The sequence below is a fragment of the Maribacter spongiicola genome (assembly GCF_004364165.1).
Lineage (GTDB): Bacteria > Bacteroidota > Bacteroidia > Flavobacteriales > Flavobacteriaceae > Maribacter > Maribacter spongiicola.
In genome coordinates this window covers 780,894-800,598 of the sequence record NZ_SOAY01000010.1, presented here as the reverse complement: position 1 = coordinate 800,598, position 19,705 = coordinate 780,894, and the positions used below count along the sequence as shown (strand labels likewise).

At 36.5% G+C, this 19,705-nt stretch carries 12 protein-coding genes; 5 read left to right on the top strand and 7 right to left on the bottom strand.

What is annotated here, in order from left to right; genetic code table 11:
• Positions 1 to 30 precede the first annotated feature (30 nt).
• The 5 genes from CLV90_RS03960 (at position 31) to CLV90_RS03940 (ending at position 10,401) form a co-directional block, all read left to right on the top strand.
• Entirely contained in the window at positions 31 to 1,098 is a 1,068-nt protein-coding gene (locus CLV90_RS03960) for a carbohydrate-binding family 9-like protein (RefSeq protein WP_133686207.1), read from the top strand.
• On the top strand, positions 1,082 to 2,203 hold the full coding sequence (locus tag CLV90_RS03955) for a family 10 glycosylhydrolase (RefSeq protein ID WP_133686206.1): 1,122 nt from the start codon (positions 1,082 to 1,084) through the stop codon (positions 2,201 to 2,203). The genes CLV90_RS03960 and CLV90_RS03955 overlap by 17 nt, the downstream gene beginning before the upstream one ends.
• A gap of 146 nt (positions 2,204 to 2,349) precedes the next feature.
• The gene (locus CLV90_RS03950) at positions 2,350 to 5,454 is read left to right on the top strand and encodes a SusC/RagA family TonB-linked outer membrane protein (protein WP_133686205.1); all 3,105 of its coding nucleotides are present in this window, start codon (positions 2,350 to 2,352) and stop codon (positions 5,452 to 5,454) included.
• A gap of 12 nt (positions 5,455 to 5,466) precedes the next feature.
• Positions 5,467 to 6,945, top strand: a complete 1,479-nt coding sequence (locus CLV90_RS03945; RefSeq protein WP_133686204.1) for a SusD/RagB family nutrient-binding outer membrane lipoprotein — start codon at positions 5,467 to 5,469, stop codon at positions 6,943 to 6,945.
• A gap of 117 nt (positions 6,946 to 7,062) precedes the next feature.
• Positions 7,063 to 10,401: a VCBS repeat-containing protein gene (locus CLV90_RS03940; RefSeq protein ID WP_133686203.1), complete on the top strand. Its 3,339-nt coding sequence runs from the start codon at positions 7,063 to 7,065 to the stop codon at positions 10,399 to 10,401.
• Positions 10,402 to 10,449: 48 nt separating this feature from the next.
• Here CLV90_RS03940 and CLV90_RS03935 read toward each other — a convergent pair whose 3' ends face one another.
• From CLV90_RS03935 to CLV90_RS03905, 7 genes are all read right to left on the bottom strand, one after another.
• Positions 10,450 to 12,507: a chitobiase/beta-hexosaminidase C-terminal domain-containing protein gene (locus tag CLV90_RS03935; protein ID WP_133686202.1), complete on the bottom strand. Its 2,058-nt coding sequence runs from the start codon at positions 12,505 to 12,507 to the stop codon at positions 10,450 to 10,452.
• Position 12,508: 1 nt separating this feature from the next.
• Positions 12,509 to 13,303, bottom strand: coding sequence for a chitobiase/beta-hexosaminidase C-terminal domain-containing protein (locus tag CLV90_RS03930; protein ID WP_133686201.1), 795 nt, complete (start codon positions 13,301 to 13,303; stop codon positions 12,509 to 12,511).
• Positions 13,300 to 14,334, bottom strand: coding sequence for an NHL repeat-containing protein (locus tag CLV90_RS03925; RefSeq protein WP_133686200.1), 1,035 nt, complete (start codon positions 14,332 to 14,334; stop codon positions 13,300 to 13,302). Before CLV90_RS03925 ends, CLV90_RS03930 begins: the two co-directional genes overlap by 4 nt.
• The gene (locus CLV90_RS03920) at positions 14,334 to 15,827 is read right to left on the bottom strand and encodes a DUF1501 domain-containing protein (protein WP_133686199.1); all 1,494 of its coding nucleotides are present in this window, start codon (positions 15,825 to 15,827) and stop codon (positions 14,334 to 14,336) included. Before CLV90_RS03920 ends, CLV90_RS03925 begins: the two co-directional genes overlap by 1 nt.
• A 2-nt stretch (positions 15,828 to 15,829) precedes the next feature.
• Positions 15,830 to 18,160 (bottom strand): PSD1 and planctomycete cytochrome C domain-containing protein, encoded by a 2,331-nt coding sequence (locus CLV90_RS03915; RefSeq protein WP_243835255.1) that lies wholly within the window; start codon positions 18,158 to 18,160, stop codon positions 15,830 to 15,832.
• Positions 18,161 to 18,364: 204 nt separating this feature from the next.
• Positions 18,365 to 18,892 (bottom strand): ribosome maturation factor RimM, encoded by a 528-nt coding sequence (gene rimM, locus CLV90_RS03910; protein WP_133686198.1) that lies wholly within the window; start codon positions 18,890 to 18,892, stop codon positions 18,365 to 18,367.
• Between the two features lie 13 nt (positions 18,893 to 18,905).
• Entirely contained in the window at positions 18,906 to 19,481 is a 576-nt protein-coding gene (locus CLV90_RS03905) for a 30S ribosomal protein S16 (RefSeq protein ID WP_133686197.1), read from the bottom strand.
• Between the last annotated feature and the right edge of the window lie 224 nt (positions 19,482 to 19,705).

The following is a 19,705-nucleotide window of genomic DNA, read 5'->3' as shown; positions in this document are numbered from 1 at the left end:
AACGTTATGGCAATCATCAATAAAAATTCAATGAAGTCAAAAAAAGCAGTTGCCCTGCTATTGTTTTTACTGTACCTAGGTGCCATATCAATGGCAGCTCAAAAAACACCGCGTACTTACGAAGCGCAGAATACCGAAGAAAATATTACGATAGATGGCAAAATGGATGAACATTCATGGCAAAAAACATCTTGGTCTAGCTCATTTATAGATATTGAAGGCGTTAAAAAACCAACTTATGAAACAAAGTTTAAAATGCTATGGGACGATACGAACATCTACTTTTTTGCTGAATTGAAGGAACCACATGTTTGGGGAACTTTAAAAGAAAAGGACACTATAATATTTTACAATAATGATTTTGAAATCTTTCTTGACCCAGACGGTGACACGCATAATTACTACGAATTTGAAATGAATGCCTTAAATACAATTTGGGATCTTTACCTATCTAAACCCTATAGAAACAACGGTCATATAACTGATGGATGGGATTTTAAAGGAATACAAACAGCAGTACAGGTAAACGGCACCTTAAACAATGCTTCTGATATTGATGAAGGTTGGTCTATAGAAATCGCAATACCATGGTCGTTCAACACTGCACCCGGCGGAAAACCTCATGTACCAGGAAATGAGTATTGGAGAATAAATTTTTCGAGAGTGAATTGGGATTACGATTTGCAAAATGGCAAGTATTCTCGAAAAAAAGACAGTGCAGGTAAATATCTACCAGAATACAACTGGGTATGGTCAACACAAGAAGTCATAAATATGCACGAACCAGAACGATGGGGTTATGTTTATTTTAATAAAGACTCAAATAAAGCTGAATTTACAATACCGGAAGATGACCATATTAAGTGGTATATGTATGAGCTTTACAGAGGTATTTTTAGCGGAAACGAAAAAGCATGGACTTCCAAAAATGAAGTACTACAAACAGCACCCAAACTAATAAAAGGTAAACCGGTTATCGCTCAATTGGAAAAAAATAATTTCGGCTTTGACCTTTGGGTAAAAAGTCCCTTCACAAATAACAAACTAATCATACATACCGACGGAAAATTTGAAACCCACCATGATAAAAACAACTAAATTTTTACCTTTTCTGGCCCTATTTATATTCACTCTGAATATTTCATGTGAAACAAAAAAAGAAACAGGATTTACAACCACCAGCGAAAACGCTGAAGTTGAAAAGGAGCCTTTTAAATTTTGGACATGGATTACTGCTGAAAAAACCAGAACCGATGCCTCATTTGACGAGGAATTTAAAAAGTATGGCGATAACGGATTAGATGCAATTTTAATTAACACGTACGGAGACCCAGAACTATTAGCTAGACTAGTACCAATAGCCAAAAAACACAATTTAGAAGTTCATGCGTGGATGTTTACCATGAATCGCCCTGGTGATAAAGTCGCAGAACAACACCCAGAATGGTATGCGGTAAGTAGAGATGGCAAATCTTGCTTTGACGAACCACCATATGTAGGTTATTACAAATGGCTTTGCCCTACCAGAAAAGAATCTCGCGAACATATTCTAGGCTTAATAGAAGGGTTGGCAAAAGTAGAAGGTGTAGCTAGTTTTCATTTAGATTATATAAGATACTCAGACATCTTTTTACCTATTGGGTTGCTACCTAAATATGACTTAAAGCAAGAAACTGAACTACCAGAATATGACTTTTGCTATTGCGATGTATGTACGGCTGAGTTCGAAAAAGAACATCACAAAAATCCGAATGACTTCACAAACCCAGCGATTGATATGGAATGGAAAAATTTCAGATTAAATAAGGTAAAGGCTATTGTAGACGAAGCCTATAAAATTACACACGAAAACGGAAAAATATTGACTGCAGCAGTATTTCCTTATCCAGAAATGGCAGACCATATGGTACGTCAAAGATGGGATAAATGGAAAGTAGATGCTGTATTACCAATGATTTATAATGTCTTCTACAATGAAGAAATTGATTGGATCGGGTACGCCACCAAACAAGGGGTTGAAGATTTAAAAGGTAGAAATACGGAATTACATACTGGTATTTATGTGCCAGAAATGACTGTTAATCAGTTAAAAGAAGCTATAAATCAAGCAAAAAGCAACGGTGCAAACGGAGTATCTTTCTTTGATGGACCTGCAATTACTGAAGAACAATGGCAGGTAATAAAGGCTTCACAAAAACCTTGATTTTTGTTTAATTTTTTAAATTTTACTTTTTGTTAACACGTTGTTAAGCTTTTCACAATAGTTATTTGTCGAAATTTTTCATCATTCAACAAATTATAGCTCACCTTAATCCCTTATTAAATACAACTAACTTAACTCAATCATTTATGAACAAAAAATTCTTAAGTTTTTTGACTGTTATTTTACTGCTTTTTTTCCAAGGAGTAACAGGTCAGACTAAAAGCGTATCAGGTATTGTCACAGACGATACAGGATCACCTTTGCCAGGTGTAAACGTTGTTGAAAAAGGCACATCTAACGGTACTTCTACCGATTTTGATGGAAATTACGTTATTAGCGTTGATGCAAATGCAACATTGGTATTCTCTTCTTTAGGGTATAAGTCTAAAGAAGTTAGCGTCAATGGTAAATCTACCATAAATACTTCTATTTCCGAAGATGCAAGCGAACTAGATGAAGTAGTGGTAACTGCTTTAGGTATTCGTAAAGAAACTAAAGCATTAGGCTATTCTTTAACCGAGGTTGGTGGAGAAGAAATTGCAACTATTAAAACACCAAACGCTATTAACTCTTTACAGGGTAAGATTGCCGGTGTTAACATCTCACAGAATTCTACGGGAGCCGCAGGTTCTAGTAGAGTTATTATTCGTGGATCAAGTTCACTTTCTGGAGAAAACCAACCTTTATATGTTGTAGATGGTATCCCTATTAACAATGCCAATAATGGTGCTGCTAGTATGTGGGGTGGATCTGATGGTGGTGATGGTATTTCTAGCTTAAACCCAGACGACATTGAATCTATTTCTGTTCTTAAAGGTGGTGCCGCATCTGCGCTTTACGGTTCCCGTGCTGCAGGTGGTGTTATTATTGTTACTACCAAATCTGGTAAAGACCAACAAGGTTTTGGTGTAGAAGTAAGTAGCCAAGTAACTTTTGACCAAGTAAACACTTCATTACAAGATTACCAAACCGATTACGGACAAGGAATTAGAGGAGAAACACCTGCAAATCAAGCAGGAGCTCTTGAAGCAGGTTTCAGCTCTTGGGGACCAAAATTTGACGGTAGCCTTGTACCTCAATTTGACGGAGTTTCAAGACCATATTCTTATACAGGTAATAATATCGATAAGTTCTACAGAACAGGATCAACCTTTATAAATACTGTTGCTTTAACGAATGCTTCAGAAAATCTTACGTATAGACTTTCTGCTTCAGACCTTAACAACGAAGATATTTTACCAAACGCCGGTTTAAATAGAAAATCTTTTTCTTTAAACGCAAGCTCTGTAATGTCTGAAAAATTAACTAGTAGTGTTAATGTGAAATACATTATTGAAAAAGTACAGAATAGAGCTAGATTATCTGATAGTCCAGGTAATGCTAACTTCTCCGCAGGTCTATTACCTGGTAATTTAGATGTTACCACCCTTTTACCGGCAACAGATGAGAACGGTTTAGAACGTCAGTTTACTGATAATACCTTTGTTACCAACCCATACTTTTCGGCTTATAATTTTAGAAGAAAAGATCAAAGAAATAGAATCATAGCTTCTACATCTTTACGATATGAATTTACCGATTGGTTGTCTTTAACAGGTAGAATAGGTATTGATAATGATATCATTAGAAGAACTGAAGTTGAACCTTTTGGAACTGGTTTTAAGCCAAGAGGTGGCATCAGTGATTCTGAAAGAAGAACAAACCAAGTAGATGCTGATATTATTTTAGCTGCTGACAAAGATATAACAGATAAATTTGCAATATCTGCATTGGTAGGTGCAAACACCAATCATCTAAAAAGTGAAAATTTATTTCTTGGAGGTAATGATTTTATTGTACCAGGGTTAGAAGATATTGGCAATACGGTGTCTCAATCAAGAAGCAGAGAATATTCTGAAAGAAAAATTGGTTCATTATACGGATCTATAGAATTATCATACGACCGTTGGGCCTATGTAACGTTTACAGGAAGAAATGACTGGTTCTCAACGTTATCTTTCCCAGGCAAAACAACTCCAAATGATGATTTTTATCCTTCAATTAATGGAAGTTTAATCATTTCAGACGCATTAGAACTACCTAATTTCATTAGCTTTCTTAAATTAAGAGGTGGTTACTCTGAAGTTGCCGGTGGAGCTCAAAATCCATATGCATTAGGATTGACATATGGAATTTTCGGAGTTCCTCTACAAGGTCAGCCTACAGGTGCTATAAACGGCGGTACTGTGCCAAATGCAAACTTAGTGGCATTTAGTAAAAATGAAACAGAAATAGGTTTAGACCTACGCATGTTCAATAACAGACTATCGTTTGACCTTGCTTACTACAAGAACAACACTACCAATGATATTGTAGATGTTGCAACATCTCCATATTCAGGTTATGGCGGTGCTAGTGCAAACCTTGGTGAAGTCTCTAACAAAGGTTTTGAATTTTTGGTAAGCGGTACCCCAATAAGAACAGACAATTTCAGCTGGAATGTTTCTATCAATGGGGCATACAATGAAAGTTTAGTAGTAGCTACCGATGACGTTGATTCAGACGTAAACTTAGATGAGCCACGTACGCAGAATGTTAGAATAACGCACAGAGTTGGTGAAAGATACGGTACCATAATAGGTGTATCTTACGAGAGAGATGCCAATGGTGTTATAAAATATGATATAGATGCCGATGGTGTACCAAGAGCTGTAGAAGGTGAACGTAAAATATTAGGTGAAGGTGTTGCTCCATTAACAATGGGTTTCACAAACACTTTTACTTACAAGAACCTTAGCCTTAACATTTTAATCGATGGTAAATTCGGCGGACAGATATTCTCAGGTACCAATACTATTCTTTATGGTAACGGTCTTCATAAAATCACAACAGAAGGTAGAGAAACAGGCTTGACAGTATCAGGTATTGACAATGCTACAGATCAACCATTTACAACAACTGTTGCACCAGAAAATCTATCTACCTATTGGGGAGAGGTCAATGATATTGCCGAAGAATTTGTAGAAGATTCAGATTACATTAAATTCAGACAACTTAGTTTAGGTTATTCATTACCTAAAAGAGCTTTAGAAAATGTATTCTTAACTAACGTAAATGTATCATTCATTGCTTCTAACTTATTTTACATTTCTAGAAGCATAGATAATATTGACCCTGAAAGTGCATACACTGTAGGAAACTCTCAAGGATTGGAATATTTTGGTGTTCCAGCTTCAAGAAATTATGGTATGAGCATCAACCTAAAATTTTAAAAAAAAAGCGAAATGAAAAAAGTATTTCTTTTATTAATAATGGCGCTTATAGTAGGCGCTTGCGATGACGGGTTTGAAGAACTAAACGTAAATCCAACGAAATCTGCACAAATAGCATCAGCTAATAAACTTACTGCATTAGAAAAATATATATCTAGTGAGCGATATGATAACTGGCGTGCAGGTATGATTTACCAGTCAACAATGATGCAACACATTGCAACAACAGCAGGATATTGGTCTGGAGATAAGTATACTTGGAACAGAGGTTACGCATCATCTCTTTTAGATAGATATTATGGTAATGCCATAAAAACCGCTCAAGATTTAATTGTTCAGTTAGATGAAGAAGAATCTCCTGAAGAAATGAAAGCAATTGCTCGTATTTTAAGGGTATTCGCTTTTTCTAGAATAACTGACTTGCATGGTGATGTTCCTTATTCTGAAGCAGGTAAAGCTGTAATCGACGGTATTTTTCTTCCTAAATATGACAAGCAAAGTGATATTTATGCAGATATGCTAAAAGAATTGGAAGAATCTGCTGCTGCATTATCTAGTGGTACTTCAGAATTTGGTGCTGCAGATGTTATTTATGGTGGTGATCAAGCTAAATGGAAAAGATTGGCAAATTCTTTAATGTTGCGCTTAGGCTTACGTTTAATAAAAGTAGATGCCGCTGCTTCTCAAGCTTGGGCAACTAAAGCTATTGCAGGCGGTGTTATGACTTCAAACGAAGATATTTTCTTCTTAAAGCATGACCAAGATAATAGAAATGGTATATCTGAAGTATTTGATGCCGACGGTAATCCAAGAATGAGTGATACTTTTATCAATTTTCTAAAAGATGGTAATGATCCAAGACTTCCAATTCTTGCGGCAAGAAGATCTGATGGTAGTACTGAAGTTGCTGATTTAATAGGTTTTCCAAATGGATTAGATAGTGCTTTATTATTAGAATTAACTGGTGAAGAAAACACAGATAATTATGCAGAACCTAACAGAGCTATTCTCGCTGGTTTTGATGCACCAATGATTTTTCAAACCTATGCTGAAGTAGAATTCATGCTAGCTGAAGCTAATGTACGTTGGGGCTTAGCTGGCGATGCAGAAACACATTACAATAATGGTGTTACTGCAGCAATGAAGCAACTAGCCCTATTTAGCGATGCTGCAATAATAGAAGATGACGCAATTGCAACATACTTAACAGATAATCCGTACGATGCAGCAAATGCTATCGAGCAGATCAGCACACAGTATTGGGCAGCTACATTTTTAAATGAATATGAAACTTTTTCTAACTGGAGAAGAACAGGTTTCCCTGTATTAACTCCTGTAAATTACCCAGGTAATGAAACAGGTGGTACAATTCCAAGAAGACTTACGTATTCTGAAAGCGAAGCAAGTGTAAATGCAGAAAATTATGCAGCTGCAGTAGCTGCACAAGGTCCAGATGTACTTACCACAAGAGTATGGTGGGATGTGCAATAACAGTAATTAAGTTTGGTTTTTGAGTGAAACCTCTCATAATCGTTGAGTTAATTTTTATTGAGTTTGAAAAGGGGAGGAAACTCTCCTTTTTTTTGTTTAAAATAGTATCTTGTAATTATGAAAATCAGGCATTTATTCTACCTCTGCTCCTCACTGTTTTTATGTTGCGAACAAGCGCCTAAAAAGATAGAGAACAACAGTACACTATTTACGTTACTTAAATCAGATGTAACTGGTATTGATTTCAACAATATTATTAAAGACGACAAGGACAAAAATATATTCGCGTATGCCAATTTTTACGGTGGGGCAGGTGTTGGTGTGGGCGATTTTAATAATGACGGACTAGAAGATATTTTTTTTGCAGGAAATATGGTTCCTGATAAATTGTACTTAAACAAAGGAAATTTAGTTTTTGAGGATATTACGGCAAAAGCAGGTATTAAAAATTTCGATGGATGGTCTACTGGCGTAACTGTTGCAGATATTAACAATGACGGACACTTAGATATCTATGTCAGCAGAGAATTGTACGATGAAAACCCAGCATGGCGAAGAAACCTACTCTACATTAACAAGGGCGATGGAACTTTTGAAGAAAAGGCTGAAGAATTTCTAATAGCAAATACCGAAAGAACAAGACATGCTACATTTTTAGATTATGACAAAGATGGACTACTAGATTTATTTCTACTAACACAACCACCGAACCCAGGTAGTTTGTCTAAATATCATGATGCCAACAATCTTCTAATACCTGAATATTCTTTAAAATTATACAAAAATAATGGAGCTACTTTTCAAGATGTCTCGGGACATGCAGGAATAAACAAAACCGGTTTCCCGAATGCAGTTTCAGCAAGTGATATAAATAATGATGGATGGACAGACCTTTATGTTGCAAATGATTTTTATGCTCCAGATTTTCTATTTCTAAACAACCAAGATGGAACATTTTCAAGCATTGAAAAGAGTGCATTAAAACAAACCTCATATTATAGCATGGGCGTTGATGTTGCCGATATAAATAATGATCAAAACTTAGACATATTTGTTTTAGATATGGTTTCTGAAGACAACTTTAGACTAAAATCTAACATGAGCGGAATGAACATTAGCTCTTTCTGGAAAGTAGTTGAAGATGGTGGTGGTTATCAATATATGTACAACACCTTACAACTAAACAATGGCAATGAAACTTTTAGCAATATTGCTCAATTTACAGGTATGGCAGCAACCGATTGGAGCTGGTCAAACCTTATTGCCGATTTTGACAATGATGGCCTTAAAGATACGTACGTCACAAACGGACTCCTAAGAGATATAAGAAATACAGATGCCGATAAAAATGTGACGAACTACATAAATACGACCAGAGCTCAATGGCTTCAAAAGAATCCGAACGCTCAAAATGTAAAAAGCATTTGGGATATCGTCGATCTTGAAAAAGCGGTTAACATGGTTCCTTCCCAACCATTAAAAAATTATGCTTATAAAAATAAAGGAGACTTAGAATTTGCAAACAGTTCCAATGAATGGGGCTTAGATGATGAGTCTTTTTCTAACGGTTCTGCCTATGCTGATTTTGATAATGATGGTGATTTAGACTTAGTTACCAATAACATTAACAACGAAGCTTTCTTATATAGAAACAATTCAGAGACACAATCTGACAAAAACTATATAAGAATAACCCTGAAAGACCAAGCTAACAAACCAGTTTTTGGGTCTAGAGTAAACATTTACACTAAACAAGGTGTTCAAACTTTAGAATCTACAAACGTACGTGGCATTTATTCCACAAGTGAGTCTACCCTTCATTTTGGTCTAAATTCTTTGACTAAAATTGATAGTCTTAGTATTCTTTGGCCTAATGGAAATACCACTATAAAAAGGGATATAAAAGCCAATCAGTTATTACAAATTTTTTCTAATGATTCGGAAACTACCCCTCAAAAACCTGAAGAATCAAATAAATACCTTTTTGCAGATAGAACAACGACTTTCTCTGCTCAATTTCAACATCAAGAAAACAAATTCGATGACTTTGAGAAGCAAGTACTACTTCCGCATAAACTATCGCAATTCGGACCGGCATTAACTGCAGGTGATATTAATAACGACGGACTAGATGATTTCTACATTGGTGGTGCGGCAAATCAAGCTCCTATCCTATTCGTTCAACAAAAAGATGGCAACTTTAAAGAAAGTCAGACTGCATTCTGGCAAAAAGAAGCAGGCTATGAAGATGTTGATGCCTTATTTGTTGACATCAATAACGACGGATTAAAAGATTTATATGTAGTAAGTGGCGGCAACGAATACCCGAAAAATGATTTCCATTATACTGACAGACTCTATTTAAACGAAGGTAATGGAACGTTCAAAAAAGGAGCCATACTTAATGCGAGTAGAATTAGTGGGTCTGTAGTGAAATCTGCCGACTATGATGGTGATGGAGATATTGATCTTTTTGTTGGTGGTAGACATACACCACAGCAATACCCAAATCCGTCTTCTAGTATGTTGCTCATAAATGATAACGGTCAACTATCAAATAATACTGAGCAATTATCTCCAGAATTATTAAATATTGGTATGATTTCAGATGCTATTTGGAGCGATTATGATAATGACAAAGATCTAGATTTAATGGTCGTAGGCGAATGGATGCCAATAACCATTTTCGAAAATAATAATGGAAAACTTACTATAACTGATGTTGAAAATTTCAATGCAACAAAGGGCTGGTGGTTTAGTATTGAACAAGGCGATTTTGATAATGATGGTGATATGGATTATATCGCAGGTAATTTAGGTTTGAACTACAAGTACAAAACGAGCACAGACAAACCTTTTGACGTGTACTATAATGATTTTGATGCCAACGGTAACAGCGATATCGTTCTGGGGTATTACAACAAAGAAAAACATTATCCACTACGAGGTTTCTCTTGTTCTTCGGAACAAGTACCAGACTTAAAGAAAAAAATTGTTAAGTACGATGCTTTTGCGTCTATGGAGTTGAAAGATGTATACGGAGAAGAAAAATTAAAGAACTCCTTGCATTATAGTGCCGACACCTTTGCTTCGGTCTACATCGAGAATTTAGGGAATGGTCAATTCAAAATGTTAGATTTGCCAAATATGGCGCAGCTATCTAACCTAAACGACATGCTTGTAAAGGATTTTAATGGCGATGGAGCATTAGATGTTCTTGCTGTTGGTAATTTATACGTATCAGAGATAGAAACGCCGAGAAACGATGCTGGAACAGGTATTCTTTTGCTCGGAGATGGAAAAGGTTCTTTTACCGGCAAGCGAGGTGCGGAAATAGGATTCTTTGCTGATAAAGATGCCAAAAAGCTAGTATGGATAAACAATGGTCAAAAAGAGTACTTTTTAGTAGGAAACAATAATGATGCGCTGCAGTTTTTTGAAGTACAGAAAAATTAATTAGTCAACAGACCATTCTAACGGATTCCTCCTCGTTCGGTGCTGAATTTAATTCAGCACTACTTCATCAATAAATATCCAACTTTTACCACCTGGATCTGTATGCCAAGCAGGGTTCTTCAACGGACTTTGTATTTGCAATTTTACATATTTAGCGTCGGTCGGTGTAACATCTAAATCGAAAAAAGTAAGTTTAACTTCTGCATTCGGGTTTTCTTCACCCATTTCTTTTCTTCCAATTTCTTTAAAATTAACTCCGTCTTTAGAAGCCGAAACGACAAATGCCTTAGGGTAGAATATCCAACTTGCGGGTGCCGATAAAGCACCAATAGATACTTTAGATATTTTATTCTGTTCTTTTAACTCAACAATTGCATTTAAGTGCTTGCCTTCAAAACCCAGCCAATTGCCGTCAACAAAATTTATAGACCCACGTTTCTGGTCCATTAAAGTCTTGCCCTTTTGACCAGCATACTTCTCATTTGGTACGGTCAATAAATCTACATTATTGTAAGCGATGTTATTCTTAATGAATGTACGCTCGGCTATCACACTTGGCTTCCACTCTTTTTTTACGGCAATTGCTTTTACATTAGCAGTGGTTTGCAAAGTAATTTCAGTATCATATTTTAAAGAAGCTTCTGTTGGCGTAGAGCCATCAATGGTGTAGTATATTTCGGTGCCCTCAAAAAGGCTTTCAATTGAAATAGTGAGATGATCACTAAAAAAACTAACATCACTTATTATCGTAGGTGGATCTAAAATAGTTGCTTCAAAGACATCAGCACCAATTTGCTGTATGGTCAACCCAGGGTTATTTGTTTGAAGTTGCGCTAAACCATCTGTAGAAACACCTGTGTTCCATAAATAAATACTTTGGAGTTTTTTGTTCTTTTTAAGTTCAATTACCAACTTATCGGTTACTGCAGTACCATAAAGATTCAGTGATTCTAGTAATTCAAAATCAGCCAAATCATCAGCAATAGCATCAGTAACCTGTGTATGCTGTAGCTTTAATTTTAGTAAATTCTTAAACGGTTTTAATTGCGACATTAGCTCATCATTGAAATTACTAAAACCGAAATCCATCTCTATAATATTAGGGGCATATTCTTCTAACACCTCTAACTTGTCTTCAGTAATAGCATCCATACTCGCCATGTTCACTGCTAATAAGTGATTTTTCCCGGAAAGTTTTTGTACAGGTATACCTGCAGCTCTAACATTCTGCAACCACTCTTTAGGTATCTCAACAGCCTCTTTGGCTAAAACAGCCAATGCAGAAGTATCTTGCTCAAGAGAAGTTAGTATTGCGGCTAATTTTCCTTCTGTTGGCAGCTCGTTCACTTTGCATTCAAAGCAATTTTTATTGGCTATCCACCATTCTAACAAAACCTTCTCATTGTCTGTTAATTGAACCTTACCTTTTGGCGGCATATGATCATCATTTTCTAGAGGCAAATGCACACGCTCTAAAAACAATGTTTGCTCATGACCAGAGATAGTATCCAAAAGACTACCCGAATCACCACCTTTAAGAATTTCATTAGGGGTACTCATAAGCAATCCGCCTTTGGCTTTATTTGCATTATGGCAGCTTACACATTTATTATCTAAAATAGGCTGAATTACCTGTGCATATACCTGAGCCTCTTGTATGTTTGTAATGACTAGTTCTTCCTTTTCTTCTACGAACAAATAGTCTTCGCCATGAGTCATGTTCCCTCCAAAATGCCCAGTTAAACTTATTAAGCCCAAAACAATAAGAAATAGAGGAACATAAGATTTACTAACCCAGGTAATCTTGCTACGCTTTACAAAATAGAGTAACATGGTAGTTACCGTAAAAGATACTGCCATCCAACGGTGAAGAAAAAGAGAATCTTCATCATACCCACTTTCTTCACCTAGCAGCCAACCCGTGCCTAATGACAATATTGCGGTAGCCCCAGCAATTAGCAATGTAAACTCAATGACTTCATCGATTGATTTTTTTGCTATAAATCGACTATATACTTCAAGCAAAAACGCCATCATTATAATACCGATGGGTAAATGAACAAAAAGTGGATGTAGGTGTCCTATTTGTATTCCTAATTGAATCATGCTATTGAATTATAATTTCGTCTATAAACAACCATGGCGTCGTGCCTTTACCTTGATGCCATTCTGGTATTTCGCTAAGCGAATAAATGACTACATCTAGAGTTTTATATGCACCTTTTACTACTGGTACAGTTAAAAAAGTAGCACTATTTGAAGCTTCTATTTTACTATTAGAATATGTTTCGGTTCCAATTATTTCTCCATCATAAAAAACTTCAATTTTACCGGGAGCGAATATCCAGTTAGACTGATTGGTCAATGCGCTAAGCACCACCTTTGATACCTCACTATTCTTTTCTAATTGCAACGTTGCCAAAACACTATCAGTTTGATACCCCAACCATTGTTTGTCTCCGCCAAATTGCGCACTACCTTTCTTTAAATCCATTAACCCTGTAGCTCCCAAACCGGAATACTTTTCACTAGGCTGCGGATTTAAAACAAGTGATTTAATCGCACTTTCTTTTACAGTTTTTACCACTTCTAATTGCACCTCGTCACTTTCCAAATAATCAGGATGGTACACAATTGCTCTTATTACGGCGCTTTCTGCAATTTTTAATGGCTCATTATAAACTTTAGAGTCTTGATTTACTTCGCTGCCATCCAACGAATATTTTATAACCGAATTAGGTAAGTCTTTAGTAATTTCGAGTGTCGTAAATGAATCGAAAAAAACAGCGGAAACATTCATCTTCGGTGAAGCTAATTGAAACATTTCTGTTGCTGCATTTTGAGATATTCCAACTTTGCAGAACAACATTACTACAAGAGAAAAAATAATTCGCTTCATCATATTCTATTCAATTTTATAGGATATGTTTTTCCTGAATTCCACTGCGCTACATATAAATTATCATCATCGTCTACACACACATCATGCGGATGGGTAAATATTTTGATAGATTGACACATTGGCTTCAACACATTATTCTCATATACAGGAGTGCATCCGCCTGGAGCAGAAATCAACTTATTGTCTTTATCTAAAATGGAAATAAAGCCAGTACCATCAGATCCGTCACCAGACCAAATGGTTGCCAAATACACATTATCACCCTTTATTACAGGTCTACATATAAACGCTCCGGGTAAATCTATGCTTTCTATAAATTTACCATCCATAGTAAAACGTTTCAACTTATTCTGTTGTCTGGCAGTAATTAAAAGCTCAGGAGATTTTCCTCCTCTAGTATCAATACAAATTCCATGTGCATTATTAAATAGGTGATCTGCATCGCCCCTACCACCAAAAGTTTGTAGCAACTCCCCTTTAGCATTATACCGCATAATATATTGTGCCCCATAACCATCGGCAATATATACATCTCCGTTTTCAGCAATGGTAGTTTCGGTAGGTATATATTCGTCTTTAGAAGTATATTTTCCTGATTCCTTCGGATAAGTAAAAAACTGTACTACCCTACCATCTATAGTTGTTTTAATAACTTCATGACGCGTATTATCTGATATATAAAGGAAATCTTCACCGTTTTCAACATTCAATGTCAACCCGTGAGCACCTGGATAATCGGTACCCCAAGTTTCTAATAACTTGCCTGAACGGTCATAAACGATGATGTTGTTTTTGGTGTGGTTGGTTAATAGTAAAATTCGCCCTTTAGAATCTTGCACCATTTCATGGCAATCGTTCACCGGATAGTAATTCGGATTCAATGCACCCCAATTTAAATCAATCTTATATTGATGACTACCGTGACCTATAATAGCATCTTTATACGCTAATAAATTTGCACCCACAGATGAACAAGTCAATAAGCCGGCTGACGCAGCAGCAGTATTTTTTATAAAAGTTCTTCTCTCCATTAAGATAAAATATCTTTAATCACATGACCCTCAACATCAGTTAACCTAAAGCGTCTACCTTGATATTTATAGGTGAATTTCTCGTGATCAATTCCTAATTGATGTAACATAGTCGCTTGAAAATCATGCACGTGTACTGGGTTTTGAGTAATATTATATCCAAATTCATCAGTTTCGCCGTATACAATACCAGGTTTAATACCACCACCTGCCATCCACATGGTAAAGCATCTTGGGTGGTGATCCCTACCATAAGTAGTATCTGTTAGCAAACCTTGAGAGTAGTTTGTTCTACCAAACTCCCCACCCCAAACAACCAAGGTATCTTCTAGCATTCCACGTTGTTTTAAATCGGCAATTAAAGCTGCAGACGCTTGATCTACATCTTTAGCCTGTTTTTGAATGGCACCGGGCAAATTATCATGCTGATCCCAACCCATATGGTACAATTGTATAAAACGGACATCTTTTTCTGCCAAACGTCTTGCTAACAAACAGTTTGCTGCGAATGTACCAGGAATCTTAGCATCTGACCCGTACATTTTATAGATATAATCTGGTTCACCTTCAGTATTCATAACATCAGGAACAGAAGTTTGCATTCTATATGCCATTTCGTATTGGGCAATTCTACTTTGTATTTCTGGGTCGTTAGATTCTTGATAATGCTGATCGTTCAGCTCAGCCAATTTATCGAGCATAGATCTTTTGACATCTGCTGTAGTCCCCTTTGGGTCATTTAAATATAAAACAGGATCTTTTGCCGCTCTAAACTGCACACCTTGGTGAAGGGAATGTAAAAATCCGTTACCCCAAAGTCTGGTATATAATGGCTGTCCGTTTGGTCTACCCGAACCTCTTGAAAGTAACACCGTAAATGCCGGTAAGTTTTCATTCTCACTACCAAGTCCATAACTTAACCACGACCCAATACTAGGTCTGCCCGGTTGCTGAGAACCTGTTTGAAAGAAGGTAACTGCGGGATCATGATTTATCGCCTCGGTATACATGGACTTTACGATACAAATATCATCAACCATTTTAGCCGTATAAGGCAATAAGTCACTTATATAAGTTCCGTTTTTACCATGCCTTTGAAATTCAAAATTAGAGCCTACAAGCGGGAATTTATCTTGACCAGAGGTCATACCCGTTAAACGTTGTCCGTTACGAATAGACTCCGGTAAATCTTCACCTCTACGCTGATTCAATAGCGGTTTATAATCGAACAATTCTAATTGTGATGGTCCACCACTTTGAAAAAGATAAATAACTCTTTTTATTTTTGATGGATGATGCAATGAATCTAATACTCCTTTTACTCCAGCTGGTCCGCTATCGGCTGTATACAATCCGTTTTCACCCTTTCTAAATAAGTTGGTACCTAATAAAGATGCTAATCCTATTCCGCCAACACCCATTGCTGCCTTTCCTAAAAAAGATCGTCTATTTAAAATTAGAGACCGTTCTTCTACTATTTTCTTCTCGCTCATAATTAGCCTCTATTTATGGTTTCGTCTAAATTTAAAATCGTGTGTGCAGTTAGAGTCATTGCCACTAGTTTCTCTTTATTCAGTTCTGTAGGTACTTCACTTCTACCAATACTTAAATACTCGCTTACCGAAACTTCACCACTCTCTACTTTACCCAACATTTCAGTATAATAATCAACCAGCGACTGTACTTCAATTTCATTTGGTAATCGAGAAGTAGCTTTATAAAACAAAGTCTTTATCTGCTCATTCTCAGAATTGGGATGCGCAGTCATTTCACCCACAGCAGCTACTCTCGCAGCTTCAACTATCTGTGGATCATTTAGTAATACCAAAGCTTGCAATGGAGTATTGGTTTCTTGTCTTTTTACAGAACAATAATCTCTAGAGCTACTATCAAAAGTCATCATACTAGGTGGTGGCACGGTACGTTTCCAAAATGTATATATACTTTTTCTATAGACATCCTTGCCTTCACTTAAAGTATATGATGCAGTACTTCCGCCACCGCCGCCGGTAGTTTCTTCCCAAATACCTTCAGGCTGATAGGGTTTTACACTTGGTCCACCAACTTCTTTATTCAACAATCCGCTAAAAGCTAGCGCTTGATCACGAATTGCTTCAGACGATAAACGTAATCGCGATGCTCGTGCCAAATATTTATTTTCAGGATCTTGTTCTAATTTCTCGGGACTAGCTTTTGTGTCTTGTTGATAGGCTTCAGACATAGCAATGTACTTCAGCATCTCCCTAGTATTCCACCCTTCATTTTTATATTTGATAGCCAAATAATCTAACAATTCTGGATGCGTAGGTAACGACCCTTGATTACCAAAATCAAACGAAGAAGCCACAATTCCGCTACCAAACATTCGCTGCCACAACCTATTGACCGCAACCCTTGCCGTAAGTGGATGCTTATCTTCAAAAAGCCATTGTGCCAATCCTAATCTATTCTTCGGATAATCGTCGAAAGGAAGAATAGAAGAAGGAGTATCAGGAAAAACTTCATCCCCATACTGGTCATAAATACCTCTTTTCAATATAAAGGTAGGCCTAGGCTGGTCCATTTCTTTCATCACCATTACCGGCACCTCTTTCATGTCACTTTTATTAAGATTAATGAATCCGAGGATGTCATTTACCTCTTTCGGAGTAACCTTTATATAAGGTTCTGGTAGTTCTGCAGCATTTGCTAACAAACCTTTCTCAGGAATATTATTAAAAAAACTATAGAATTGAAAGTGCTCTTTTTGACTGATGGGATCATACTTATGATCATGACAACGCGCACATTCTAGGGTCAATCCTAAAAATGCAGTACCTAGCGTGGTATTTCTATCTTCAACATATTCAACCCGGTATTCTTCAGGAATCACGCCGCCTTCAGCAGTAATTTTGTGATTCCTGTTAAAACCGGTAGCTAATATTTGTTCTAGATTGGCATTTGGCAATAGATCTCCGGCTAACTGATAGGTAACAAATTGATCATACGGCATATTTTCTTTGAACGCATGAATTACCCAATCTCGCCAAGGCCACATAGTGCGCTCAAAATCATCTTGATAACCATGAGTATCTGCATATCGTGCAATATCCATCCATTCAGCTGCCATATTCTCCGCATAATCAACAGATAACAATAGTGAATCTATTATTTCTTCGTACTTCTCTTTAGAAGGATCAGCCGCAAATTTTTCTAATTGCTTTAAAGTTGGCGGAAGTCCTGTTAAATCGAATGTAATTCTACGCAGCAATTTCTCGCTACTCGCCCGATCACTCGGGCTCATATTTTTTTCTGTCAACTTACTCAACACAAAAGCATCAATTTCATTATTCCCCCATTCCTTATCATTATCAGGTACTTCTTGTTGTGTTGGCGGAATAAATGCCCAATGTGTTTTATATTCAGCACCTTGTTCTATCCATTTTTCTAGAATCTTCTTTTCATATTCTTCTAAAACTAAATTAGATTCTGGTGGAGGCATAATTAAATTCGAATCATCACTAAAAATACGCTCGACCAAACTACTTTTAGTAGCATCTCCAGGAACAATGGCAGCGTGATCTTTTAACTCGCCCAAAGCTCTGTAAGCTTCTTCTGCGGAATGAAGCGAAAGGTCACCTTCTACAGCGTTCTTATCAGGACCATGACATATAAAGCAACGATCAGATAATATGGGTTTTACATGAAAAGTAAAATCAATTTTTTCGGGAATACTGTTTTGACCAGTACTATCATTTAAGGCAATTGTTTTTTCTGATTTTGACGAACAACTCAACAATACACAGCAAGCAAGTGCCATATTAATAAAACCGAGGGAGCTACTCATAAAGTTTTTGGACATTGGTGCAGGTTTTTTAATACTGCATTGAACTTACAAACTTTACAATATAATAACAGTTAAAATTCGACCAATAACGAAGTACAGAAGCTAGATACTACTAGAATTCTAAAAAATGAGGATAAAATTTATTACTATAACAATATCTAATGGTCGAACCTAAGATAATAACAATGTAAAATTGAGGTTAATTTACGAAAGATATAAATCTACAAGTCCTTCGGGTGTAGTGACGAAAATACTTTTGTTATCGCGGTCTATTTTTGTAATGATATCATCACTAACAGGTATAAGCAGTTGCTTATCTTCTTTCTCCACTTCGAACAAAGCTTGTGCCGTAGTATCGTTGACACTTTGTATAATACCAATATCACCATGAACGGAGTCTATCATGGTAAAGCCTATAATTTCGTGGTAATAAAACTTGTTACCCGTAAGTTTAGGCAACATGGTAAGTGGTAAATAGAGTCCAGATTTCATAATGCGGTCTGCATCAGATTCTGATTTCACTTCTTCAAAATCTATACGTAGTAAGTTCGATTTATGAAGTCGGCATTTTTTAATAAAAAATGGAACCAGATTGTTTCCTAAAGAAACGAATACTGATTCCATGTTTTCGTATATCTCGGGGTCATCGGTATCTAGTTTTACTAACACCTCACCTTTGAAACTATATTTTGAAACGATATTACCTAGGTAGAAACAATCTTCCTTTCGCATCGTTTCTTAAAAATTATGCTTTATCTTCTTCAGCAGCCGGAGCTTCTGGAGTTTCAACAACTTGCTCTGGCTCGCCAGCAGCTTCAACAGCTTCTACCTCAGCTTCAGCGTTTTCACCTTCAGCAACTTCTGGTAAAGCAGCAGCGGCAGCATCTGCAGCACGCTTATCGTTTACTTCTTTTTCCGCTTTTAACGCAGCAGCTCTAGCATCAGCTTTTACTTTATCTAAACCACCAACTTTATCAGCAATAGCTTGTTCTTTTTCAGAAACCCAAGTATTGAATTTTTCTTCAGCCTGCTCTTCAGTTAATGCACCTTTACGAACACCACCTAATAAGTGATGCTTTAAAAGAACACCTCTATAAGAGAGAATAGCTTTAGCTGTATCTGTAGGTTGTGCACCGTTTTGTAACCACTTTACTGAACTATCAACATCAAGTTCAATAGTTGCAGGGTTTGTATTAGGATTGTAGATACCTAATTTTTCTAAGAATTTACCATCTCTTTTAGCTCTTGCATCTGCAGCAACTACCCAATAGAATGGTTTTCCTTTTTTACCGTGTCTTTGTAATCTAATTTTTACTGGCATATCACATTAATTTGTAGGGTGCCCGACCCTTGATTATTAATTCTAGTTTTTCGCTTACTCTTAAGCGGGTGCAAATATAATTCAAAATACCGAAATGGCAACTACTAATAATAGTTATTTAAATAACCATAGAAAAATTTCAATATGATTCAGGTGCAAAAAACGAGAAAACATTACACAAACCACATTAACACTGATATATAACAACAATCATCAATTTATAT